Genomic DNA, 24,966 nt, shown 5'->3' with positions numbered 1-24,966 from the left:
AATATACTGTGTCCTCAGTTAAAAAGTCCACCCCAGAGTGGACTTTTCCTTATCTTTAGCTAAAGTATATTTCCAAGCAGATTCAATGTCCTAACAGCCCCATCGCTTACCATCATAATGACAGTGCCAGCGATAAGATTTCCAATGAAGATAGCAGGAAAGGCTACCTTTAAGCGCATATCCAAAAGTACTGATGCCAGGGTCCCTGTCCATACTCCTGTACCTGGTAAAGGAATAGCTACGAATAGGATTAATCCCCAGAAGCCATACTTTTTAATCCTATCACTTCTCAGCATGGTTTTTGTAGTAATCCTATCTACAAAGCCTCGAAAGACTTTCCACTTCCTCAGCTCCTTAAAGACAGGTCTTATGGTAAGAATGATGATAGGTACCGGCAGCATGCTTCCTAGAAAGCTGATAAAAAAAGCATGGGCCGGAGACATCCCTAAGGAAACTCCCACAGGAATAGCTCCCCTCAGCTCGATGATAGGTAAAGCCGCCGTCAGCAGTACCGTTAATTCAATTGTCATAAATTCTAGGAATTTAGTCAATAGCTCCATATCAATTCTCCTCTAGCTTTCCATCTGAGGTGACAAGTGAAACGTCCCCGTGGCTGGGTTCTTTGAATACTACCCATTTGCTTAAAATATAGTTTAGTACAATGACGCCAGCATTTACAATCAGCTTACTGATGAATTCATCCATGCTGAAGAACTGAATCAGCAATATAAGCCCTATCAAATCAAAAAGATAGGTTCCTATTCTCACAGCAAAGAAAAGCCCCATTTCTTTGTAGACTTTTTTACCAACCACTTCACTGGAAAATACCCATTTCCGATTGGTATAAAAAGCCACTGAAACCGCCACTACAAAGGCCACCGTTGTACTGATGGTATAATGCACCCCTGCATCCAGCAGCAGCTTATATATGGTGAGATTTACCACTGTAGTCAAGACCCCAAACACAAGGTAGGAGCCATAGTGTTTCATTTTATTTAGCATCTTTTCTCATCACCTATCTATTATCAGACTCCATATTAATTTCCTTTTCAACTGTATACAAAGGTCGTCCTCTACTCTCATCATAAATCCGAACAATATACTCTCCTACAATCCCTAAAGCCAATAGATGCACTCCGCTTAGAAGAACAACTACCCACAGCCAGCCTGGCACATCAGTAACAGTGCCGTTGATCCATGTCACCAGACTAAAGAGCATCATCAGAAAACCAACTACCAATAGCACTACCCCCGTCCCCTCTATCCACTTTACAGGCTTAAAGGAAAAGGACAAGATGCCATCGGAGGCCAGCTTCAGCATCTTTTTTAAAGGATACTTTGTCTCCCCAGCAAACCTTTCCTCTCTTTCATAGAGAAGGGCCGTTTGCTTAAAGCCTACCCAACTAACCATTCCTCGGATAAATCGGTTTTTCTCCGGCATATCATTAAATACATCCACTACTTTTCTATCCATTAATCGGAAATCCCCAGTATCCAGCGGCATCTCCACCTCGGTCATCTGCTTTAAAAACCGATAAAAAAACTTAGCAGTAGCCAGCTTAAACCAGGTTTCTCCTTTACGCTTCTTTCTTTGCCCATAGACCACATGGTATCCCTGCTGCCATAAAGCTATCATATCAGGAATCACCTCCGGTGGGTCCTGCAAATCTGCATCGATCACCACCACAGCATCTCCCTTTGCCTTGGCTATCCCTGCTGTTACAGCGATTTGATGGCCAAAGTTTCTAGCAAAGCTGATGACCTTCACCTGCTGATCCTCTGTAGCTATTTCCTCCAATATATCAATAGTATTGTCACTGCTTCCATCATTAATAAAAACAATCTCATGATGGATAGCGTTGTCTGTCATTACCTTTTTAACTCTTTTGTAGCACTCCCTTGCAACATCCTTTTCACAGTACATAGGGATTACTAAAGAAATCAGCTTTTCCTTCATTGCTTCAACGCCTCATTTCCGTTATTATCTGAATCTCCTGACCAATACCCCATTGCAGCCACCGCTGTCAAAATGAAAAAGGGAACCACAGGATGATGATATCGAGACTGTACCTCTATCAAAACGTGGGCAGCAGCAAAAATCAATACAATCATAGCAAACAACCCTAAGGCGTCTGCCTCTCGCCTCTTGAGACCATATAGTGCCCCCAGGAGGGCAAGGATGATGATCCCCATATAGTAGCTCTGAGCCACTACCTTAACACTATCACTGTGCTCCCGCACCCATAAGCTAAAGTCTGTCTCGGGATAAAGCTCCAGCATACTCCAGTAGTACCCATAATCATCTGTTCCCCACTGGATAGCAAACTTTCTCTCCGCCAAACCAATAAAACCAATAGGATCATTCTTTATCCTTTCTATCGCCCTTCTTTGAGCTTCACTGTGGACCCGATCAAAATCATGATCATATTCCTCAATAATCTCCCAAGCAGTAGGATTCCACATCCCATCCCGTTCAGGATCCGTCCCTACATAGAGATTGAAGCCGCCAGCGGTTTTCCCCAATGGCACCTTCACAGTGTCTATATAGATAAGATTTAGCATCCCTACAGTAAGGATAAAGCCTAGAAACACCAAAGCAATTTTCTTGCCTTTTTCTAATAAAAAGTCCTTCGCCGGTCTGTCTACCCTTTGAAAAAATAGTAGATAGGCCAGCATCGGTGGAAACAATAAGGATGAAACCGGACGGACGATATGGGCAACCGCCATCACTATCCCCACCACCAGTAGCTTTAAAAGGCTCCAGCCCTTTAATTCTACACTAGTATATCGAATAAATAAATATAAGGCCAATAAAAATAATAGTAAAAAGATATGCTCCGAAGCCAGCAAGGTATTGTACATAATTTGTGTAGGATACAAGGCAAAGATAACTCCTGCAGTTTGCCCTGCCGCCTCACCAAATACCTGCCTCCCCAGCAGATAAATCACAATGGCCGTCATAATAGAACAGAAGATATTGAAGGCCTGTCCCACTGCAACTGTCTCCCCAAAGATTCTGTAGACATAGGACAACAACAGAGGATATCCCGATAGATGGGGAAAAACATTCCTTATCTCTAAATAAGCATCATATTCTCCATGAATCAATGCTATGGTATAATTATGAAACCTTGCAAAGTCATAAATGGGCACTGTATTGATCAATCGAACCCATACATAACGAGGAGCAAAGGATATAAATGCAAGAAAAGGTATAAAAATCTTGGGATTTTGTAGAACAGTTATTTTCTTAAATACATAGTATAGGGCAATGAAAATCCCACTAATCGCCATACCATAAGCCACTAGATAACCGGTGGATCTTTGGAAAAGATAAGGTCCTCGGTTAAAGTTGCCTTGGACAAAAACCAATATAAAAAAAATCAAATAAAAAGCAAGTACTGCTGGACGTACAATGCGTTTCCCTAAATCATGTAGCATGTATTTTCTCTCCATATCTAATAATACTTATTCAACTATCCTGTTACCAGGTTTTCCTGTCAATCATTATAGCATATTTTCCTGTAATAATCTATGGGGACAGCCACTCTACCATAATTAAGCAGCTATCCCCAAAATATCTAACCAGTTATTTTCTCTATACTTACTTCTATCTCACTTGTATTTTTCCCATTTTCCTCATCTACTATCCTAGAAAGATACTGAAGGAATTCCTCCCTTAAGCCCTCTCTCTTTAAGGCAAACTCTACAGTAGCCTGCAGGAAGCCTAATTTATCTCCAACGTCATATCGTCTGCCTTGAAAATTGTAAGCATACATTGCCTCTCTTTGAGCCAATACCTTCAAGGCATCCGTCAGCTGAATTTCTCCCCCTTTGCCAGGCTTTGTTTCCTCTAATATAGCAAATATCTCAGGACTAATGATATACCTGCCTAAAATTGCTACATTGGAAGGAGCATCCTTGACAGCAGGCTTTTCCACCAAATCCTTCACCTTATAAACCCTATCCTCAATGTATTTTCCTGCTACGATACCATACTTATTGACATCCTCCTGCGGTACCTCCTGCACCCCTAGGATGCTGGTTTTATACTCATTATATACGTCAATCATCTGCTTTAAACAAGGTACCTCACTATCGACAATATCATCTCCTAAAAGTACCGCAAAGGGCTCATTGCCAATAAAGCTTTTGGCACAATGGATGGCATGACCTAATCCCTTTGGTTCTTTTTGACGTATATAGTGGATATTGACCATATCGGAAACCTTTCTCACCTCTGCCAATAGCTCTTCCTTGCCACTTTTCTCCAGCTCCAGCTCCAGCTCAACAGATTTATCAAAATGGTCCTCAATGGATTTTTTATTTCTTCCTGTTATAATCAGTATTTCCTCTATACCAGAAGCTACAGCCTCTTCAATAATATACTGCAAAGTAGGCTTGTCCACGATAGGCAGCATCTCCTTTGGCTGTGCCTTTGTAGCTGGTAAAAATCGAGTCCCCAGCCCTGCTGCTGGTATGATGGCCTTTTGTACCTTCATGCTATTTCCTCCTTTATCTTCAACCTTATACACTCTATTGTAACACAAAGAAGCCCTCTAGGGTAGGTAATCTATCCTAGAGGACTTGCATAGCTAAAGAAGATTACACTTCTTCTGTGTTATTTTCTTCATCTTCATTATTGTCTTCGTCTTCATCACCATTTTGGTCTTCATCACCATTTTGGTCTTCATCACCATCTTGGTCTTCATCACCATCTTGGTCTTCATCACCATCTTGGTCTTGGTCACCATCTTGGTCTTGGTCACCATCTTGGTCTTGGTCACCATCTTGATCTTGGTCGCCATCTTGGTCTTGGTCACCATCTTGATCTTGGTCACCATCTTGGTCTTCATCAATTACACGGAACATGTTGTTGATTACTACTACTGCTTCTGCTCTTGTGATGTTGTTTGTTGCCCCAAAGGTTCTAACCCCTTCTGCATCTACATAACCGTTCATATAACGAGCAGCCGCAACTGCACCTACATATCCTGTAGCCCAACTAGAAATCTCATCAACAAACACTTCTGATTCTTTAGCATCTCTTTCTAGGTTATGGATTTTGCTAATGATAGTAGCTACTTCTTCACGAGTAATATTTGCTTCTGGCTTCATGATGCCATCACCATATCCTGAAATATAATCAGCTGCTTCAGCTCTTGCCACTACTCTATAGTACCATTTATCTGAAGCTACATCAGCATAATTGATAGGCGCTTCCTCTACATAACCCATGGACTTATTGATTAGAGACATAAACTCTGCTCTTGTAATGTTGTTTTCTGGTTTGAAGGTTCCATCTGGATAACCGCTAACTACACCATTTTCAGCCCAGGTGATGATTCTTTCAGCAGCCCAGTGACCTTCGATATCACTGAAGGAAACAGGCGTTTTTTCCTCATTAGCATCTTCGTCTGTATCTACATCTTCGTCTGTATCTACATCTTCGTCTGTATCTACATCTTCATCTGTGTCTACATCTTCGTCTGTATCTACATCTTCGTCTGTATCTACATCTTCGTCTGTATCTACATCTTCGTCTGTGTCTACATCTTCGTCTGTATCTACATCTTCGTCTGTGTCTACATCTCCGTCTGTATCTACATCTTCATCTGTTTCTACATCTTCGTCTGTATCCACATCTCCGTCTGTATCTACATTTTCCTCTACTGGTTCAGTTGTCTCAACAACCTCAACCCCATCATTGTTTTCAGTAACTACAGCATCCTCAGCAAAGGACGCTCCTACTGATGTAAGAATCATAGCAGCAATCAATAAAATACTAGCTGCTTTTTTTGCAGTTCTATTTCTTTCCATTTGCAATCTCCTCCATCCAAAATGATTTTCTGATGATTCTCTCACGGATTTAATTTATGTTATGTAAACTAACTCTCGTCAGAGAATCTAAACTCATTGTATAGAAAAAACATTGCAATTGCAATGCATATAGGGAATAGTTGCCAATGTAAATACTGGGTAGAGATGCTTTTGTAACCAAAAAAAGAAAAGGGTGCCTTATTTTTATTGAAAAACAATAGAAAAAGTGGTAAAATATAGGAGCCAAAGATTTAGTTTTCCATAGCATGGCGTGGCTTAACAATAGTTTAGACATGGTATATGCTAAAAATAAAATGCTAAAGGGAGTGCACAAAAATGAAAAAAATGCTAATTGTTATGCTGTTGGTTGTTTCCATGCTTACAATGGTTGGATTTGCACCAGCAGAAACATCCTACTGGGAAGATATGAAGGCAATTTATGAGTGGGATGGTTTAGAGGGAGAAGCAGAAATGCAGCTTAAAGTAGTAATCCCTCCTGATGTAGATCTTCACTATAATGTGGAAATGTATTCAGTATCAAATCTAAAGGACTTTGTTTCCTACATGGAAATCGTAGTAGAGGACGTAGAAGGGTTGCAGGAAATACCAACTATCAAGCTTTATACTGTAGGTACTGACTTCTACATAAACACAGATGCTGTTCTTCCTCTTTTATCTGTAATGGGTTTAGAAGAAACAGTAGATATCCAAGAAGAATACATTCTATTTAGAAATACCGAAGCTCCTATTGACATGAACTCTAAGATGCTGCAGGACATCATTCAATTTATTGAAGAGATGGATTTAGGCATCGATCTAGGTATGACCAAGGAAGGTAATACCTACACCCTAAAGCTTGATTCAGATAAAATGATTGATCTTTTAGAGGCCTATATGCTCTATGTCATTACCAATATCGACAAGTTACCTGCAGAGCTTATGCCAGCTGAAATGCCTGAGCTGACAGAGGAAGATCTACAAGAAGTTCTAGAGCTCTATGATACTTTTATCGCTCCAAACATCCCAATGGCCAAGGCTTTTATCACAGGAAGCTACTATCAACAGGTCACCACCTTTGAAGAGGATGCAGTGACAGAAGAAACTGAGTTGGCTTTAATCACCCCTATGGCTCAAATCCAAGTAGAAGGCTTAACTGTATCTAGAAAGCTTACTACCACTGACATTCAACTGCCTGAATCAGTATTAGTTTTTACACAAGAGGATTTAGAAGCATTCATCATGAGTCAATTTGCAGTAGAAACTCAGGTAGGATTTAAAGCCATCGTTGACCTAGAAGGATCCTATGTCAAGCCTGCAGAGGGAACCTTTGAACAAGGTACAGTTCAGTTAAAGGTAGAGGACGGTAGATCCTTTATAGCAGTTGCAGATGCTTCCCAGCTACTGGATATCCAGCTAGAAGGAGAAGGTTTCATCCCAGTAAAGGATTTAGAAGATTATGGATTCTACGTAATATGGAATTCTGATATTGATGCCATCGAAATATACTAAATACCAAAGAGGTCTTAAGAGGGCTAATCCCCTCCTAAGACCTCTTTTCTAAATAAGTTAAAAAGTTAGGTGCCAGGCACCGTTGCTTTGATATGCTGTAAAAACAGCTTTGTGGTGTTATTTACCCCTAGTTTGCTGAGCATTCTACTGCCAACAACATCCTCGATTTCATTGAAAACCAGTTTTTTATCCTTGGTTAATAAAAAATCTACCCCTGCATAATCTATAACCAGGTCTTTGATAAAAGCTTCCACATAAGCCTTTTCATGGGCATTATAGTCATACAAGCTTATCTCCCCACCTTGGCTAAAGTTGGAGATGATTTTATTGCTGGCCCTTCTCAAGACTGCATGGATGATCTTGTTATTGAGGATATAAAATCTGATATCTCCTATCAAATCCTCCATAAATGCTTGCTGTAATCGGATATTACCATCATATAGGTTAACGTCCCTTAGTAGCCCTACCCCTTGACCCCCATGACCATCATTGGGTTTGGATATTATCTTTTCACCCTGTGACCAGGAAACTAATATTTCTGGGTACTGGATACCTTTATTTTTTGCATACAAATAGGCTGCCAGCTTGTTATTACCCAGCAGGGTAATCTCAGGATGATTAAAAGCCCTGATATTGTTTAACTGAAACATGAGGCTGATCTCATAGCTTCTAGTCCTATTGATAACAAATCTATAGTTGGCTGCCCTAGGAACCCCCTCAATGAGAAACTCCTCCTTCAGCGCCAGCTGTAAATCTATCCGATTTTCTTCTGCTTCCTCCTGAAGCCAATGGACATAGTCTTTATTTCTTTCATAATCCTCTTGATTGTATAGCAATAACCCCTTCATCATAATGCCTCACGAATCCAATCCAGTAGGAGATGACTAAAATTGACACCGGATGCTTCCTCAAAGCTTAGATAGTTTACATTGGAGTTTACCTCGCACAGAATCGGTTCATTGTCTTCACCAAATAGTAAGTCAATACCACTAAAATCAAGATTTAGAGCAGCATGTGCCTTCAGTGCGATTTCCCTTTGCTCTTGATTTAGCTCCACCAATTCTCCCGTGGCCCCTAGTGTTATATTGGTTCTAAAATCTGATGGGCTGGTTCTGGCCATAGCCCCTACCATCCTATTCCCAATGATGTTGACCCTGATATCTCTCCCATAGCTGCTATGGATATACTGCTGCATGATAAAGGGTCTGTTGCCAAGGTTGAGAATCTGCTGTTTTAAGGCTTCTCTGCTGTCTATCATATGAACCTGCATACCAAATGAGCCATAGGCCTCCTTCAGTATAATCCGCTCTCCCAGCTGGGCAAAAACTTTATCCAAATAGCCATCGCTTAAATTATGCTGATGAAAGGTAAAGGGGCCTAGTATGGTTTTGGGAACCCTTATCCCTGCCCTTGCTAGCTTCAGGTGCATCAAAGCTTTATTGTCACAATCCTCTATAGCCTCTGGTGTATTAAACAATCTAAATCCCATCAACTCCAGATGCTTCGCCAGTAAGATATCCTTATCCCAAAAGATTACAAAATCAGGTTCATCTAGCTCTAATACTGAATGTAACTGAGGCTTTCCAAGGGAACAGTAGGCGGGAATCAGCTCATTATTTTTGATCAACTTTAAATGATATCCCTTTTTTTTACCCTCCTCAGCAAGCTTGAAGACCAATGCCTCCATCTTCTTTATCCTCAATGCGCCATTATAAATAATCCATCCCTTCATAGTAGTTCCTCCAGCTTATTGATCATCTTTGCCATGGTATTGACAAAGATTTTAGTTTTCTCATAATCATCCACTTTACTCCAGTTGATTTCTATCTGAAAAGCCGGTATCCCCAACTCCCTTGAAGCAGTGGCAGAAACAGTATGTGGGTAGGAGCCTGGAAAGGTATCATCTACCTCTACATTTTGGTAAACAGCTTCAAAGCCTCCCTTGATACAGCTAAGCAAATCTTCCCTACCCTGAATCAGGGACCTACGTCCTGTACCGATATCTATAGAAAAAGCCCTATTGGGAGAGGATAAGTGAAAGTCCAGTACCAGCTTAATATCATTCTCTTTTATATACTCTAATAAGTCACTTTTGAAGTTACAATCCCTATCATAGTTGGCATCGTCTCCTAAGTTTTTGGTTTTATATGCCCTATGGCAACCTGATAATTCTCCTATTAGCTGTACGATGACCCCAGTTCTAAACTCACCAATTTTTTCTTTTTCCTCCCTCAAGTGGCTTACGCTATGGGGAGCAGTCAAAATAATAGGATTTTTCCCTTTGACGATTTGATGACCGCGGGGATTGTCATCTATTTCCTTGATAAAGCATTCTTCCATCTTCTTTAAGTCTAAAGCCTCCATATGTACCTCCAATGATTATCTATTATTTATGTGCTATCTTTTCCCCCACTACAGAAAATGATAAATACATTAGCTTAACTTTATGCTTACAGTATATCATTCCTATATCCTTTTAAACAATCCTATCCTATTCACCTAAGCCTTCTTTCAATAAGTTAAAAAGTTAGGTGCCTGGCACCGTATATTTGAATCTTCCTGCAGATAATGCTTCAATGATTCCTTCTAGCTCCAATATAGAAAGATGTTCTATCAGCTCTACTTGACTAATTCCTGTATCTTCTTCAATCTCTTCAATGGTCTTGATGGAACCCTGGAAGCTATCTAATATCTGCTTCTCGATAGGCATAAGTTCTCTAAAGGGTTTTTCAACTTCTCTTCCTTTATACTTCTTTGATTCTAGGGATTTTGTCTGTATAGATTCACGTTCCTCCAGCAGCTGAGAAGGATGTAAATATACAGTAGCCCCCTGAGCAATCAAACGATTCGTGCCTCTTCCAGTAGGGCTATACATCTCATGGGGAGGAGCTAACACTTCTTTCCCCTGAGCCTTAGCTAGATTAGCTGTAATTAAAGCACCACTTTTTTCCGCCGCCTCCACCACCAGTACCTTTTTGCTCCAGCTGCTGATGAGGGCATTCCTTTTGGGGAAATACTCTTGCCTTGGTTTTGTATTAGGTGGATACTCTGAAATGACAACACCTTTTTCTATGATGCCCTCCATTAACTCTATATGCTCCTTGGGATAACACATATCCAATCCATGTCCCAAAAAAGCTATCGTATATCCACCGGCTTTCAAGCAGGCGATATGGGCATACCCATCTATTCCTTTTGCCATACCGCTGATGACAGGTATATGATTTCTAGCTAGATAGTCAGCTGCCTCTATTGCCACCTGTTTCCCATAGCCAGTACATCTCCTAGAGCCCACTATGGCCACGCCTTCACTATTATCCCTAATATTTCCTTTATAATATAAAACTGTAGGTGCTTCTGGATATACCTTGGCATCACTAGGGTATAGAGGATCATGATAGGTTAATATTTTTATATCCTTTTTCCTAATTACCTCTAATAGATTTGATGCCTTATCTAAAGATCTCGATTTTTTTATAGTTTTTGCTGTGGCCTTACCAATTCCTTCTACATCCATTAATGCATCTTCTTCTGCTTCATAAATTGCTTGAGGGGTTTTAAAATGCTTTAGAAGCCTTTTTTCTATAGTAGCACCTATGCCTTTTAGTTGTCTTAACCAAATCCAATAAACCATACCAACTACCCCCTAAAGCACCATCATGGCAGCACCTTCTTTTTCTAAATCTCTTGCCATTAGAGCCGCTGCCACATCCTTTTTGCGAATTTTTGTTGAGGCTTCCATATCTGCAAAGGTTCTAGCCACCTTCAAGTATTTGTGAAAGGTTCTAGCGCTGTAATTAAAACGTTCATAAGCCAATTGTAACAATCTTTCTCCCTCTGCCTCCAGCTGACAGTATTCTTTAATCAAAGCATGTCCCATTTGAGCATTACAGTTAATGCCATCTATCCTGTCGTACCTTTTTTTCTGAATACTTCTTGCAAACTCCACTCTTTCTCGAAGCTCCTGAGAGGTTTTTCCTGAGGTACTGCTGGATAATTCCTTAAACTTTACTGGCTGTACATATTTTTGTATGTCCATCCGATCCAAGATCGGACCAGATATCTTTTGCCTATATTTTACTACCTCATAATCACTGCAGCGACACTTATCATTACCAAAATATCCGCATGGACAAGGGTTCATTGCCGCCACCAGCATAAAGCTAGCAGGATAGGTATTGGTATATTTTACCCTAGAGATGGTGACAATTTGATCCTCCATTGGCTGTCTCAAAGCTTCAAGAGTTTTCTTGCCAAACTCAGCAATCTCGTCTAAAAATAATACGCCGTTATGGGCCAATGAAATTTCCCCCGGGGTAGCATTATTGCCGCCACCAATTAAGGAATTGGTAGAAGCATTATGATGGGGTGCTCGAAAAGGTCGATCCTTGATTAAATGTCCCCTTCCCCTCAACAATCCTGCCACACTATAAATCTTTGTGACCTCAAGGGCTTCCTCTTCTGTCATACTAGGCAGAATGGTGGGGATCCGTTTAGCAATCATGGATTTACCACAGCCTGGTGTTCCAACCATCAAAAGATTATGTCCTCCAGCTGCTGCAATGACAATGTATTCAATCATAGCCTCCTGTCCTTGGACCTCTTTAAAGTCTACTCTATAGGGATCTACTTCGCTAACAGTCACCATTTCCTCTTGATTCCCCATATACTCCTTCTTATCCTCTAAAAATTCCACTACTTCCTTTAAGGTATCAAATCCATATACCCTAATCCCCTTTACTAAAGAAGCTTCCTTTACATTATCCTTTGGTACAATGATATTCGTGATCCCAGCCTCCTTTGCTGCAATGGTCATAGGCAGTACCCCTGTACAGGATCGCAGTCTAGCATTTAAGGATAATTCCCCGATACATCCATAAGCTTCTATCTTTTTCGTCTTTAATTGTCCCGTTTCCATTAACAGTCCCAAGGCAATGGGCAAATCAAAATGAGAGCCACTCTTTTTTAAATCACTGGGGGCCAGGTTAATAACCACCTTCATTTGAGGAAACTCATAGTTCCCATCATTTAATGCAGATTCAACCCTTTCCCTTGCCTCCTTTACAGCAGTATCTCCCAATCCTACAATAGAAATCATAGGCAGCCCATCGATGGTTTTTGTTTCAACGTCCACCAGACAACCATCTACGCCCGATATAGAAAAGCTCTTTACAATAGAAGCCATGCATTTTCCCCCTTATATTTGTTCATCTGTGATACATTTTAAATACAGACGTTTCACTAATAGATAAGCTCTCTCCAATTTCCTTCATGGTATAATTAGCAGCCAAAGCTTGCTGGATATATTGTTGCTTAAAATTTGTTAGATTTCTTTTTCTAGAACCTTTTTTAATTTCCTCATATAAAGTCCTGTCCTTTGTCACCTCATACAGGAGATCCTCAAGGCTTTTTCTTTCAATAGATGCTACAGTCTCCTCAACAGCCTTCTCCTGACCCTCACCAATAGCTTCAACCTCCTCAAAAACACTGCCTTCCTCCATCTTCTCCATATCCATAAATCCTCCATAGGCCTTTATTGCTTGATACCTGTTTTTAGAGAAGATATTCAAGACAAAATCTATATCCACGATTTCGCCCTTTTCATTCCTTCTATAATATGAATCACTACTCCATCCATAGTCTCTCACTTTGTTACACAGCTTTGCCCTCACAGGGTTTTGATGAATATATCGCAGCAGAGACAGGATATAGCTATCCTCCATTACCAAAATACCCTTATATCTATTTTCAAAAACATGTCCTGTTCTACTATTCCTATAATTATAGTATTTACTATACTTATTATTGATTCGATGCATAATCTTCTGTAATGGTGTATCCAATGTCTTAATGATGAAATGATAGTGATTGTTCATTAAAGCAAATCCATAGAAATGAAAATTCAGCATCTCCTTATATTCCTTTACCAACTCCAGTAGGTATGCTTTATCTTTATCTTTCTCAAAGATGTACTCTCGATTATTTCCCCTTTGAATAACGTGATAAACACCGCCCTTATACTCAATCCTAGGTTTTCTTCCCAAAGAAAAACACCTCCCAGTATTATTTTACCAAAAGGTGTAAATATTTACAATAAGTTAATAAGTTAGGTGCCTGGCACCAGCTTGGTTTATTTATGGGATATCTTTTCTCGAACCTCCGAAAAGGATAAATACATAAACAGGATGATTAGGGCTATGATGGACAGAATCCTAACGTAAATATTGGCGATCTCATTCACCACCGTCAAGGATAGAATCAATCCAATGATGGTCATGATTTGATTGTTTGAATGCTTTCTAAAAAAATACCCTAGGTCTCTCTCAACAGAAACATTGGTGTTGATATAGGGGAGATCTAATTCCCTCCTCATATAGGTTGGAAGGCCTATCAGCAGGTTTATGTCCTGCTGTGATTTGATTCTATTTTCGTTGGTGACAATGCACCAGTCATCGATGCTCAACACTCTAGCCTTACAGCTATACTTTCCATTTCGTATAGTCACTGTGTCTGTTTCCTCTAGTCCTAATAGCTTCATAGCTGTTTCCGACAGTCTTATGGCATTTTCACTTTCATCTATGGGATAGGGTCTTATTACCCTCAGGTCAATACTTTTTTGTCCTATAAAAAAGCTCAATGCTTTTTCTTTACCCTTCTTTACTAGTTCTGTGATGCCCTCCAGTAAACTTCTTTTCCTCTTTTCTGTGTACATAGGATAGACAGATAAAAAGTCTATCTCTTTTTTCTCCAAGTGGTATTTCAATTTTTTTGCCGCTTCATAATAGTTTTCATAGGTTATATTTTTTGATTCATCCTGATAATACTGATCTAAGGACCCATCCAGGCTATCTAGATACATCTGACTGATATAAGTAGGCAGGTCTATCTCCAGCAACTTTCTATGCTTGATGCTTAATCTTACCTTATCTACACTATGGGCATCTACAAGTATCTTATCCATAGGCAGCTTCAAGCTATAGCCATTCAGCTTGTTGAGCAAAACAATCCCGTCCAGCTCTCCATCCCTGCTAACGCTGTCTATGATGTTTTGAGAGACCTCTACCTTATCAATCTTTACATTTTCTACCTTTGTGATAAAGTATCTTTTTAGGTTGACATGGCTGATTTTTTTTATGATAAATTTATCTCCATCGCTGATTTCCTTTAACGGAGGTGATACATAAGCATGGATATCAGAGTCATCGCTGCTGTAGGAAATCATACATATCATTGATCCCTTTGAGCTTGTTATCTCAACAAATTCATGGTCATCAAAAAAACTGGTATCCACTCGATTGCTATTGAGCGTTATTTCATTTTGCATTGTGTAGTGCTTATTTCTAAGAAAACAAATATCCTTTACCTGCAGCTCCATCCTGCCACCCCCGTGTCTATCAATAGCAAAGCAAAAAAATACCTCTTGGTCTTATTTTACCAAAAGGTACTGTTGCCTACAATAAGGCAGTTATAATAAAGATCCTCTTTCATCAGAATAAGTTAAAAAGTTAGGTGCCTGGCACCAGATTTTATTTTGCTGACTTTAATATCTGCAATCTTATTTCTTGATTTTCAACCCGATCAGTTAGTTGATCCAATTTAGCTTTTATTTCGGTAATATCCTCAGCGTTTTGTATATATCCATCATATAAAGCTTTATGGTTGGCATCCATCTTGTTTTCAAGCATAGCTAAATCTTGTTTTGTAGCCATATTTGACTTTATTCCTAGCATATCAGTTTTCATTTCTTGCATATCAGTCTTCATTTCTTGCATATCAGTCTTCATTTCTTGCATTTGTACATCCATGTTATCAATTTTACTACTTAAATCAGAATACATTCTTTCTAGCAAGCTAAAAACCTTGTCCTCCATCCGAAGCTTCCCCCTTCGATTCAGCCTTTAATAATTATAGTATAACACTTCTGTAGCTATATCTACAATTAATTAAAAAAAGTTAGGTGCCTGGTACCTTTCTCATAAAATATTTTGCTATGTTTGTCTATATGCTCTTTTAGGCCCTCATGTTCTAGAGTTTCATAGTGAACAATATCAAAATAGTAGGGTAAAGGAAGCTTTTCATTTAATTCTAAGCTTACTTGATTTACTACTTCAACTGTGATGCTATCACCATAGATAACAATATCGACATCTGATCCATTTTTATAATTGCCCATGGCTCTACTTCCAAAAACCGATGCCTTCTCAATTTCTTTTTTCTCTACTAAGGTATTCATAATTATTTTCATGCTTTTGGTTGGTATTCCAAAACTCATCTTTTTTCTCCTAAAAATCTATGCACCTGTGTTATAGGGCCATAGTATTCTTCTTTTATCTTTTTTATAGCATAATTAAAACGTTCTTCATTATAGGTATGGGCTAAAAGATTTCGCTTCTCCAACATATCTATCCACACCTCTCCATCTTCAATAAGCTCATAATGAAAAGCTGCTTTTATTACATCTCTAGGAAATCTTGCTTCTACCTCTTTTCCTTCCAAGTAATCCCTTAAGGTTTTCCAAGCCAGCTCAAAGGTATACTCAAATCGGTGGATCAATCCTTCTTTTTCTAGTACACTTAGCTTGTCAAAGTCTAAAATAGCAGCATGAAACTGTTTATAGGCCTTGTCAAAATTTTCAAATCTTTGTCGCCATCTTATCTCCTTATCCATACTGAATCCACCCCTTTTTTCCTCACCTTTATTCTCTATAAGTATATCATTTCTACTTTTTTCTAAACAATCCTGCTACATAAAAACCACCTTCTAGCTTTTCTTCGCCAAAAGGTGATGTTAACTGTTAATTACAATAAGTTAAAAAGTTAGGTGCCTGGCACCAGCTATTCCTCCAGCCACACTCTTTTATGGTAAAGCATCTCTATATCCATATCCAGTTCATCTACTTCTTCACCATAGGCATACTGTCTCATGACATTTAAATCAATCCTATTTTGACCTCCATACCTTTCAGCAAACAGGTCTCTAAAGTTATATAGCTGAGAATTATTTGCCATCGTCAGAAACAACAGCATTGCTAGAAAAGCGGTTATTATTATCCCACTGAGTATTGGGCCTGCCTTTGGGAGGCTTTTCCAGAGGGCAGGATTATTGGCTTTCCATTCCTGAAAGCTATGGTCCGCCATTTGGTACTGACCTACATATTGATATACAAAGGAACCAGAAAGATAACCCCATGCCTCCTGTGGTGTTATAATGGTGATCTCTCCATACATCTCCAATGCCTTCTGATACTGGCCCAGGTGAAGATAGGCGTTCCCCAGCTGATAATAGATGACTGTGTTCCCTGGTTGATTCAGTAGGGCTTCCTCAAAATAAGAGATAGCTTTTTGATACTGTCCTTCTCCATAAAGCTCCATAGCCTGTAAATAAGCATCATCAGGATTTCTGTAATAGTAGCTTTGCAGTCTCCTAAAAACCTCCAAGGCCTCCTGCTGGTTTTGGAGCTCCCCATAAATCTTCACCTTCAAAAGGTCTATTTCCTCTGCACTAGGATGTAAGTCCCCTGCCATCTTCAAAGCAGTCAAGGACTCTGTATAGGCCTCTATCTTGTATAGGGAATATCCTAGATGAAAATAAGGTATTCTTTGAGTCCTGCTTAAAAAAGACAATCCACCATAAAAACTCATTTCCTCTAGCCTTTCTTCTATAGCCCTCTGATGTAGCAGAACTGCTTCATGATAATCTCCTGCCTCCTCTAAAATCAATGCCTTTATATAATATACCTCAGGAGCTGTTAATCCCGTCTCTAGAAAAGCATCAAGATTTTCCATCGCCTCCATAGGCTCCCCCAGCCTATAGAACAAAATCCCTTTTTCCTTATAGGCTTCATAAAAATCTGGTTCAAGCTCCAGAATCTTATCATAGATTTCTATGGCCCTTTCCAGCCTTCCATTCATTCGGTGATCAATCACACTTCTTTTATAACCAGCTAATTCATCATAGGGAATCTGAAATCTAGCCTCACCAGCTATGGTGGTTAGCCCCACAAGAAGCATCGTCATGATTATACATCTCACTATTGTTTTCTTCATCATCTCCATTGATTTCCTTTCTCAGAGAAATATTGCTTCATATAATCCTTCCCGTGCCTTACACCATAGCCTAGCAGGAATAATACCACCACAAATCCTCCCCTAGCCCAAGAAAGCTGTATTAGGTTCATATTTTTATATAAACCAAGCTCATAATACATGATGGCCTCCTTTGAAAAAATCCTAGCAAAGCTTAGACTCCCTATCATGTCAAAATGATTGCTCCAAGCTAGGCTGATGACTCTCCCTATGACGAGATCCATAATCCTTGTTATATAAAGCAGAAGAGGAAATAAACTATACCCCAGCAAAGCATAGAGATTTTTATGCATCTTTCCATAGCCTGCTGACCAGGCTACCCCCCCTAGGATAATAACAGTCACCATACTATAGTAAGGAATCCATCTAGTAGGTATAAAGATCAGACCTATAGCATTCATAATAACTAATAACAAAAATACATATAAGGCAGGCTTCCAGCCACCGCTTTTCATTTCATTTAGGTTTACAAGGTGCTCTGGTAGCTCCATAGGATTTTCCTGAAGCTGACCATCTGCTGAAATCTGCTGCTGGAGGGATTTATCGATATAGTCTGCCTCTAAATCATTGCTAAAGGAAAGTGTACCCCTTAAGCTGAAGGATAGTTTTTTAGCTGAATTCACCGTGGCGGGGTGACTGCTGCCGTAAACCTTTTTTTGTATCTGCCAAGCCCTTCGAAAATAAGAGATAGCCTCCTTTGTCTTGCTAACATCTCCTAGGTGATGCAGTACATTTGCCACCTCAGGATGATAGCTGCCATAGAAATTTTCTCTAATTTGTAAGGCTTTTTTGAAGTGCTTTATACGGGCTTTGCTATTGAACCAACCTCCATGATTCATAGCCAAGTGAATATAGCTGTCGGCAACAGCAGGATGAAGCCTACCTAGGGTCAGTTTCTTTATCTCCAGTGCCTCCTTCAATAGCCTTCCCTGACGCTCAGTGTTTCCTTTAAATATATCCCCTATCTGTCCAAAGCTATATTTCATTTCGTAAAAGAAAGCAGCTGCATGTCTTTTGATCCAAGGCAGATCCTTACTATCTAAATAGTGCTTTTTAATCTCCAGCCTTTTTTCTTGAAATTCCTGTAAAAATTGATCTGTTTCCTCTTTGTCGAAGCGCTTCTCCTCTTCACTTTTCTTCCAGCGTCTCATGAGGGAATTAATGGCAATCGCCAGCATCTCCATTGCCTCTGCTGTTTTAGGATGAAAATCACCATAATGGCTTTTCTTTATTTCCAAAGCCTTACTACAGCTTTCTATAGCCTCCATCCATTTTTCTGCCTGCATCTCAGCAAAAGCCAGATTATGATAAGCCCTTGCTGCCCCTAGGCCGCTATCACCAGAGGCCTCCAGCTGTTTTTTTAATTCCTTCTCCGCCAGCGCCAGCCCTAAATCATAATTGCCTTCTTTTAATAGCAGCTTGAGATACATGGTAAAGCTCTTTTGTGTTTTAGGATGCCCTTCCCCGTATTTCTCCTGGTCAATATGAAAGATATGGGCATAAATTTTTCTAGCTTTTTCAAATTCTCTATTAAGATGAAATAAGGAAGCAACACTCTTGAAAAACTGTAATTCTTTTTTCCCTAAGGCCTTATGGAACAAACCCTCTGTCTCTAGAGAATTCATCAGCTTGTCATATAAATCTCCCTTTTCCTCCTGAAGCTGTTGAAAATATTGTAGCAGCTCATACATATGATGATGACTAAGCTCTTGAAAAATTTCCTGCTGTAAAACAGTTTTTTCTAAGGCTTCCCAGTCCTTTAGCTGATAATACTGATAAGGTACCTCCTCCGCTTGCCTGCTGAGGACAGTCCCTTGACTGAAAAAATCCACCAGCCTCCTGCGGCAGGCTTCCTCCTGCCCCTCTTGAGAAAAATATTTTTTCACAACAGATTGTCGTATATAATCATGAAAGAAATCCAGCAGCTGTCCCTTTTTCATCAAATGAAAATCAAGACCATGTAAGCAGTCCACAATATCTAAGTATTTGATCCCCTCCTGATGGGCTAGATGTTTTAGCTCCTCCTCCGATAAGCCATTACGGGAGAAACAAATACTGCCTAAAAGAAACCCTATCAACTGAGAACCAAAATCCTCCTCCATTCTTTCTAGTACCTTATGAAATAAAGCCTCTAAGTCTGCTGCAGAAAGATAATGGTTGATTTTTTCCTGGAGATTATCATACCTTCCCGTTAGCAGCAGCTCAATGAGAAAGGTTTTTAGAAAAAGAGGATTGTTGATATTGCCGTAGGACTTTCTCTGAGAAAATCTAGAAAGGAAAGAGACTTTTTTCTCCTCTACCTCTCCCTGAAAATCAACAATCTCCTCTATCTGCTGCTGAGTAATGCTCTTTCCATGCAGCTTTAGAAAATCTATGATCATTTCCTTCATCTGCTGCTTTGACAGAGGCTTTATGGGGTATTCTAACCATTTTCTCTCCCTGATTTCCTTTATAATACCATTATCTATCGTAGAGATAATCAGCTTCATATTGCCTGGCAGCTTTTCAGGTACCCAGTTTAACTCCTGAGCCTTACTGTCCAGCTGGTTCAAGGCATCAATAATAATCACGACCTTCTTCTTTACCGATTGAAGAAGATCATGAAATCTAATCCTCAGCTCTTGCGGGTCAGTAGGGATCTCTACCTGAAAATCTGTAGTCTTTTCCTTGATTTGCTGAAGAATATACAGCATCACATCGATGTCCGTCATCTCCGATGCTGCTCCTCCATAATACTGCACCACAAGGGTTTCAGGATGGTTTTCTTGATACTCCCCTGCCCAGTTAGCCAATAGAGCGGTTTTCCCTAATCCTGATTTTCCCCACACCACCAGAGGCATAGTCCCCTTCTCAGCATAGCTGTTTAAAGCAGCATAGGCCTCATTATTTTTTAGATAATACGCTTTTCTACTGGAGGCCAGCTCCAGGTGCTTTTTATACTGCTGCTCCTCCTCTGTTTGTGCTTCTTTGATGGGAAATCTTTCATCCAGGGTCTTCTTGATATCCTCATAAACCCACTCCCCCAGCATTTCCTTGGATATGAAATTTTCCCTCACAGGATAATCACTCTTTTTTATGCTGTCCTTTAATGCCTGCAGCTTTTCCTTCCGTTGTAGATCCTCCTCTATCTTCAGATATTTATTTTTTTCTTCAAAGTATTTCTTGTCCTCAAAATAAAATAAAGCATTGACCTCCCCCGGCTGCCTAAATACCCCTTGAAGAATTTCCATTTCAGTAATACTTATCCTATTGTTTACAGCCTCCCTGATGACAGTCTCATATCTTTCCCCTAGATCCTGATCCTTTAAAAGCTCCTCTGCCTCAGGCACCCATCCATAACGGTGACCTAATATACAGATAAAATAAGGCTTACACTTTTGAATCTCGTCTAAGCACAGCCTGATGGTTCTCCCCTGCTGTGCCTCCTCCTCTGTGATGCCCCACCGAAGGTCTACTCCCGTAAAGACAACATCCCTTTCCCTGCAGAGACCTGCCAACCTCGGAAAAATTCTTCTTATCAAATAATCCCTTTCCTCATGAAGATCTTGAAAGGTGGAGGAGATAAACACCCTGATCTCTCTAGGTTCCTCCTGTTTTTTTATCAAGTCCAAAATCCATCCCTCCCAGCTGTTATTCCTTATTTAGGCAAATCAATGGTCTTTTCTCTATGCATGGATATCCAATCTCCATTTTCGTTTAAGGATTCCTTTCCCAGCAAAAAGATAATCCTTTGCGCCTTTTCCATCTGGTTTCTTTTCATAGACTCCTCCAACAAGCTGGAGGCCCTTTCATGGATGGCCCCAACCTGACTATATCTTTTGGATAATTCCTTAAAGGATCGATTCTGATCCTTTGCCGCCAGCAGGGCACCTATGGCAGGAAGTATGGTGGAAAGACCCAGAAGCAAAGCGGTACCATCCTCCGATAGACTTTGTCCAAATAGATGCTTCATCACCAGGATCATCAGGGGAATACACAGCCCTATGACAAATAGCTTTTTCCACTTACTGGTTCCCCTAGAGATCTTATCATCATGCCTCAGGGTAGCCTTCTTGAAATATTCCTTTTGAGAATCAATCCAATAGCCCTTTACCATGGCTAGAGACTCCCTCTGGAGGCTGGCTTCAGTATTAAAATTCAGGATTTGGACGGATTTGATTGCAGATCGAACCCATTCCAGCTCGCTTCTATTTTTATTGAGATAATAATTTTCTACCTTTTCATTTAACCCTGCTAGATTCCAATAAAACTGGATCCGCAAGCCCTCTGCGATGGAGCGATAATCCAGGTGCTTATTATTGAAATCATATCTAGTAGAAACCTTATAAAGCACCATGGCTATCAAGTATAGAGATAAATACCCAATCAAGATAGCATCCTTCTCAAAAACTCCATAGAGATTAAAGCAGAGTATCCCTATCAGTACTAGACAGAAAATCCCTTCAATGAAGCGGTTTTTAATCCTCTGATACTTTAAGCTCAGCATATCCGCCACCAAAAAAAACTTCAAGATCTCCATATTGCCATTCCCATTCATCTTTTCAGGATTGGGAAAATACCCCTGGAGGATATTATCTTGAAAATTCTTTTCTACCTTCTCTTCCTCTAGCTTCAAAAGATCCTTGTTAAAGTTATTAAGATGCTTTAGATAACGCTGGTTCTCATCCTCTCCCTTTGGGGCGTATACATTGATGTCAAAGGCATTTTCCAGGGGTGCTGTATGTCTCCTCCTGGGTGTTAGGATATGATGGACATAGCCTGTCTCCACCATAGAGAAGAGATAATCCTTTTGCTTGTATTCCTCTGACACGCCCGCTACCTTAAACTTCACCACCTGAGAGGTGCCTCCCATATCCTCAAGGTATTTCCCATCCCATAGTGCGATGAGAAAATCGCTATACTCTGCCATCAGTACCCCTACATCCTCATAGTACTTGGCTCTCTCTCCCTGCTGATTTTGCCAAACCTCTTTATAATAGGGGCCTTCGTAATACTTATAGGCCTTCTCCAGTAAAGACAAAAAGGTTTTTCTAGCTGTCTCCTCCTGAAAATCCTCAAGATAGTCTTCCTTTTTCATGGGCAGTGCCACAATATATGGAATCCCCAGCTTTAAAGCTATCTGGGCCATCAGGGTATCTGCCCCCTCCGCCAAGGCCGTCATGATATAGATGGGGGTCTCCTGGTATTTCTCCTGTATTCCCTCAAGAATGCTTTCTATCTTTGTCTCCAGTATAGGAACATCCTTCTCCACCAAATCTCTATGACCTGTCATACCTACAATAATAGGAATCCTAGTATCCTTCAACTGAAAGTCTATGGGTTTCTTCATGGTTTAGCTCCTTTATGCTAGAAATATTTGGTTAGTTTTTTTATTCAAAATACTAATTCGTCAAAAAACGTCAAAATCCTGTTGATCCCCAATAAAAAACACCTCTCGGCATTTCTTCGCCAAGAGGTGAGTATATTTATAATAAGTTAAAAAGTTAGGTGCCTGGCACCAGCTTTACAAGTTTAATTATATTGAAGCCATACATGATCATATGTGTAACCATCATAAATTTCTATTTGAATCCATAGATTTATATCATCATCTACATGATAATCTACCACATACCATGTATCCGTATACTGTAAATCTCCTATCAGCTGACTACTTCGACTAGGACCGGTTCTACATTCTGTTCCAGCAGGAATCTCTACCCAGGTTTGCCATAAATCATAGCCTAAATCCACGACTTTACTTACTTTCACTTCATAGGCAGCACGTTCTTTAAATTCCTCCAGCTTCTTATTCAAGGTTTCTCTATTCACTCTTTTGAACCTATCTCCATCCACTATGACTATATCATTGCTTAGCATGTCCACATAAAATAAATACGTATATTCATTAGGATAGTCGTTATCATGCTCCGTATACTCTCCATTATGATATTGCATTATAGCTTGACTAAGATTGCCTTCTAATCCTCCAGTAGTTTCTGAATCACCCTGTATTTGTATAGGCATTTCACCTTTTACTTCATCATCATAAACAATCAAAGTCCCATCTCTTAGTATTTCCATAAATATATTATCTTCTTGGTTTTCCCATATGCCAACTAAATCACTTAATCCCAGCATTTTTTCAAATACCACTTCATTGCTTATGTATACTTTAGAATATTTATCGGCATCTTTTATCACTCGCTTTTCTTCCTGATTATTACTCAATACAAATACTTCTTTATTCTCATTATAATAAGCAAGTGCAGTACCATTTTCAGAGGAATTGAAATACTTTACTGACGAAGCTACCTTGACAGGATCATTATCAAAGTCATATAAATACAACTCCTCATCGTCATTGATATAATATAGAATATCAGACACTATCGTATAATCCACTAAATTCCCTGCAATTCTTTTTCTCTCTTGATCCTTACCACTTAAATACATAGTATCATCATCTGTGATATAGAGTACTTCTTCATTTGTAAAATTTGGTACAAAGTCATATACATTTGACGCAATTAAAGTATTGTTATCTTCCTTTATATCCCTGTAGAACAATGCATTATCATCATTGATAAAATAAAATTTATTTATAAGCTCATATGTTTCAAATCTTTTTACATCTGAGGCTATCCATTTTGGCGATTCATCTTTCTCCAGCACAAACAGTTCCCCTTTATAGCTCGTGAAATTGTAATCAGCAAGATAGACTATGTTTTTATTAGCATGAGATATGATAGCACTACCTACACTGCTGGCATTAACTTTTCTGTTATCATCTTCTTCAGTATTTCTGATATAAAGCTCTCTCTTATCATTTAAAAAAATAATTGTCTTATTATCGTCTGTCACATAAGCATCAAAAGCATTTGAAGCTATTCTCCTGGAAGACTCCGTACCTTCTTTTATGTATAGCGTATTCTTATTATCAAAATAAGCTAGAATACTTCCATCCATAGAGAGACTATATGCTCCGATATATATATCAGAGTCAACTCTTATCCTATCATTAACACCATCATCTACTATATGCTGTATATATAAATCCCATGAATCTCCTTTCAAATATGCAAAAGCAGACTCATCCTCTGACACCACAAGAGAATAAGGTATAACTTCATTGGTTATGCTTACTCTTTCTCCTTCAGCACTTTGATAATACAAGTTTTGATCTTTGTCTACATACAACAGGGCTTTATTATTTCCTAAAAACACAAATGCTTCTTCGATCACATTGGATGCAATTCTTTTCCTCTCTTCATCTTCTACGATCATATACAAATCACCTATTTTAGGATCATCTTGACTACCTATATAAACCAAAATATCATCCTTTACAATAGCTTGCTGAGAAACTGATGAACTACTAGTATCACTAGCCCCTCCACAACCTGCTAAGAACATAAAAATCAATACCATAACAATAGCTAATATGTACTTTTTTTTCATTTGCCTTCCCCCTCATGATTTTTCGTAGTGTCAAGTTTGACACTCTTTTTTTACTAACTAATCATTATATTTTAAAGGTTTCAAAGTTTTTTTGTATAAAAAAACAATGCCC

General features: G+C 39.4%; 21 protein-coding genes. 1 reads left to right on the top strand and 20 read right to left on the bottom strand.

All coding sequences use genetic code 11. The features are described 5' to 3' along the window. Positions 1-59: 59 nt before the first annotated feature. The 6 genes from BMX10_RS02840 to BMX10_RS02815 all read right to left on the bottom strand — a co-directional run bounded on the left by BMX10_RS02840 (position 60) and on the right by BMX10_RS02815 (position 5,820). Positions 60-560: a COG2426 family protein gene (locus tag BMX10_RS02840; RefSeq protein ID WP_090439051.1), complete on the bottom strand. Its 501-nt coding sequence runs from the start codon at positions 558-560 to the stop codon at positions 60-62. Between the two features lies 1 nt (position 561). Next, on the bottom strand, positions 562-1,002 hold the full coding sequence (locus BMX10_RS02835; protein ID WP_090439048.1) for a GtrA family protein: 441 nt from the start codon (positions 1,000-1,002) through the stop codon (positions 562-564). Positions 1,003-1,015: 13 nt separating this feature from the next. Next, a complete protein-coding gene (locus BMX10_RS02830; RefSeq protein WP_090439045.1) occupies positions 1,016-1,957 on the bottom strand; it encodes a glycosyltransferase family 2 protein in 942 nt (313 codons plus the stop codon). Continuing rightward, positions 1,954-3,441, bottom strand: a complete 1,488-nt coding sequence (locus BMX10_RS02825; RefSeq protein WP_170834653.1) for a glycosyltransferase family 39 protein — start codon at positions 3,439-3,441, stop codon at positions 1,954-1,956. The genes BMX10_RS02830 and BMX10_RS02825 overlap by 4 nt, the downstream gene beginning before the upstream one ends. A 140-nt stretch (positions 3,442-3,581) precedes the next feature. Beyond that, entirely contained in the window at positions 3,582-4,502 is a 921-nt protein-coding gene (galU, locus tag BMX10_RS02820) for a UTP--glucose-1-phosphate uridylyltransferase GalU (RefSeq protein WP_090439040.1), read from the bottom strand. Between the two features lie 103 nt (positions 4,503-4,605). Continuing rightward, the gene (locus BMX10_RS02815; RefSeq protein WP_090439037.1) at positions 4,606-5,820 is read right to left on the bottom strand and encodes an S-layer homology domain-containing protein; all 1,215 of its coding nucleotides are present in this window, start codon (positions 5,818-5,820) and stop codon (positions 4,606-4,608) included. Positions 5,821-6,156: 336 nt separating this feature from the next. On the opposite strand from BMX10_RS02815, the gene BMX10_RS02810 reads away from it, so the two are divergent. After that, positions 6,157-7,329 carry a hypothetical protein gene (locus BMX10_RS02810; RefSeq protein WP_090439035.1) on the top strand — a complete coding sequence of 391 codons (1,173 nt, stop codon included), beginning with the start codon at positions 6,157-6,159 and terminating at the stop codon, positions 7,327-7,329. A 65-nt stretch (positions 7,330-7,394) separates the two neighbouring features. Here the strand turns inward: BMX10_RS02810 and BMX10_RS02805 are convergent, their stop codons facing one another. The 14 genes from BMX10_RS02805 to BMX10_RS02740 form a co-directional block, all read right to left on the bottom strand. After that, positions 7,395-8,177, bottom strand: a complete 783-nt coding sequence (locus BMX10_RS02805; protein ID WP_170834652.1) for an ATP-grasp domain-containing protein — start codon at positions 8,175-8,177, stop codon at positions 7,395-7,397. Next, positions 8,177-9,061, bottom strand: coding sequence for an ATP-grasp domain-containing protein (locus tag BMX10_RS02800; protein WP_090439029.1), 885 nt, complete (start codon positions 9,059-9,061; stop codon positions 8,177-8,179). Before BMX10_RS02800 ends, BMX10_RS02805 begins: the two co-directional genes overlap by 1 nt. Continuing rightward, the gene (locus BMX10_RS02795; protein WP_090439026.1) at positions 9,058-9,693 is read right to left on the bottom strand and encodes a hypothetical protein; all 636 of its coding nucleotides are present in this window, start codon (positions 9,691-9,693) and stop codon (positions 9,058-9,060) included. Before BMX10_RS02795 ends, BMX10_RS02800 begins: the two co-directional genes overlap by 4 nt. Before the next feature lie 163 nt (positions 9,694-9,856). Then, a complete protein-coding gene (dprA, locus tag BMX10_RS02790) occupies positions 9,857-10,963 on the bottom strand; it encodes a DNA-processing protein DprA (protein WP_090439023.1) in 1,107 nt (368 codons plus the stop codon). A 12-nt stretch (positions 10,964-10,975) separates the two neighbouring features. Continuing rightward, positions 10,976-12,514: a YifB family Mg chelatase-like AAA ATPase gene (locus tag BMX10_RS02785; protein ID WP_090439020.1), complete on the bottom strand. Its 1,539-nt coding sequence runs from the start codon at positions 12,512-12,514 to the stop codon at positions 10,976-10,978. A gap of 22 nt (positions 12,515-12,536) precedes the next feature. Beyond that, positions 12,537-13,373, bottom strand: coding sequence for a transposase (locus tag BMX10_RS02780; protein WP_090439017.1), 837 nt, complete (start codon positions 13,371-13,373; stop codon positions 12,537-12,539). Between the two features lie 86 nt (positions 13,374-13,459). After that, a complete protein-coding gene (locus tag BMX10_RS02775; protein WP_090439014.1) occupies positions 13,460-14,704 on the bottom strand; it encodes a hypothetical protein in 1,245 nt (414 codons plus the stop codon). 151 nt (positions 14,705-14,855) lie between these two features. Then, entirely contained in the window at positions 14,856-15,200 is a 345-nt protein-coding gene (locus BMX10_RS02770; protein ID WP_090439011.1) for a hypothetical protein, read from the bottom strand. A gap of 68 nt (positions 15,201-15,268) precedes the next feature. Continuing rightward, positions 15,269-15,601, bottom strand: a complete 333-nt coding sequence (locus BMX10_RS02765; protein WP_090439008.1) for a nucleotidyltransferase domain-containing protein — start codon at positions 15,599-15,601, stop codon at positions 15,269-15,271. Next, entirely contained in the window at positions 15,598-15,996 is a 399-nt protein-coding gene (locus BMX10_RS02760; protein WP_090439003.1) for a nucleotidyltransferase substrate binding protein, read from the bottom strand. The genes BMX10_RS02765 and BMX10_RS02760 overlap by 4 nt, the downstream gene beginning before the upstream one ends. A gap of 167 nt (positions 15,997-16,163) precedes the next feature. Continuing rightward, the gene (locus BMX10_RS02755) at positions 16,164-17,378 is read right to left on the bottom strand and encodes a tetratricopeptide repeat protein (RefSeq protein WP_170834651.1); all 1,215 of its coding nucleotides are present in this window, start codon (positions 17,376-17,378) and stop codon (positions 16,164-16,166) included. Then, positions 17,375-21,025 carry a tetratricopeptide repeat protein gene (locus tag BMX10_RS02750; RefSeq protein ID WP_090438996.1) on the bottom strand — a complete coding sequence of 1,217 codons (3,651 nt, stop codon included), beginning with the start codon at positions 21,023-21,025 and terminating at the stop codon, positions 17,375-17,377. Before BMX10_RS02750 ends, BMX10_RS02755 begins: the two co-directional genes overlap by 4 nt. Before the next feature lie 26 nt (positions 21,026-21,051). Beyond that, positions 21,052-22,743, bottom strand: coding sequence for a hypothetical protein (locus tag BMX10_RS02745; protein ID WP_090438993.1), 1,692 nt, complete (start codon positions 22,741-22,743; stop codon positions 21,052-21,054). Positions 22,744-22,925: 182 nt separating this feature from the next. After that, positions 22,926-24,854 (bottom strand): hypothetical protein, encoded by a 1,929-nt coding sequence (locus tag BMX10_RS02740; RefSeq protein WP_090438990.1) that lies wholly within the window; start codon positions 24,852-24,854, stop codon positions 22,926-22,928. Positions 24,855-24,966: the final 112 nt, after the last annotated feature.

Source organism: Natronincola peptidivorans (assembly GCF_900111615.1).
GTDB lineage: Bacteria > Bacillota > Clostridia > Peptostreptococcales > Natronincolaceae > Natronincola_A > Natronincola_A peptidivorans.
The sequence above is the reverse complement of the archived record's forward strand: the minus strand, read 5'-3'. Positions and strand labels throughout refer to the sequence as shown.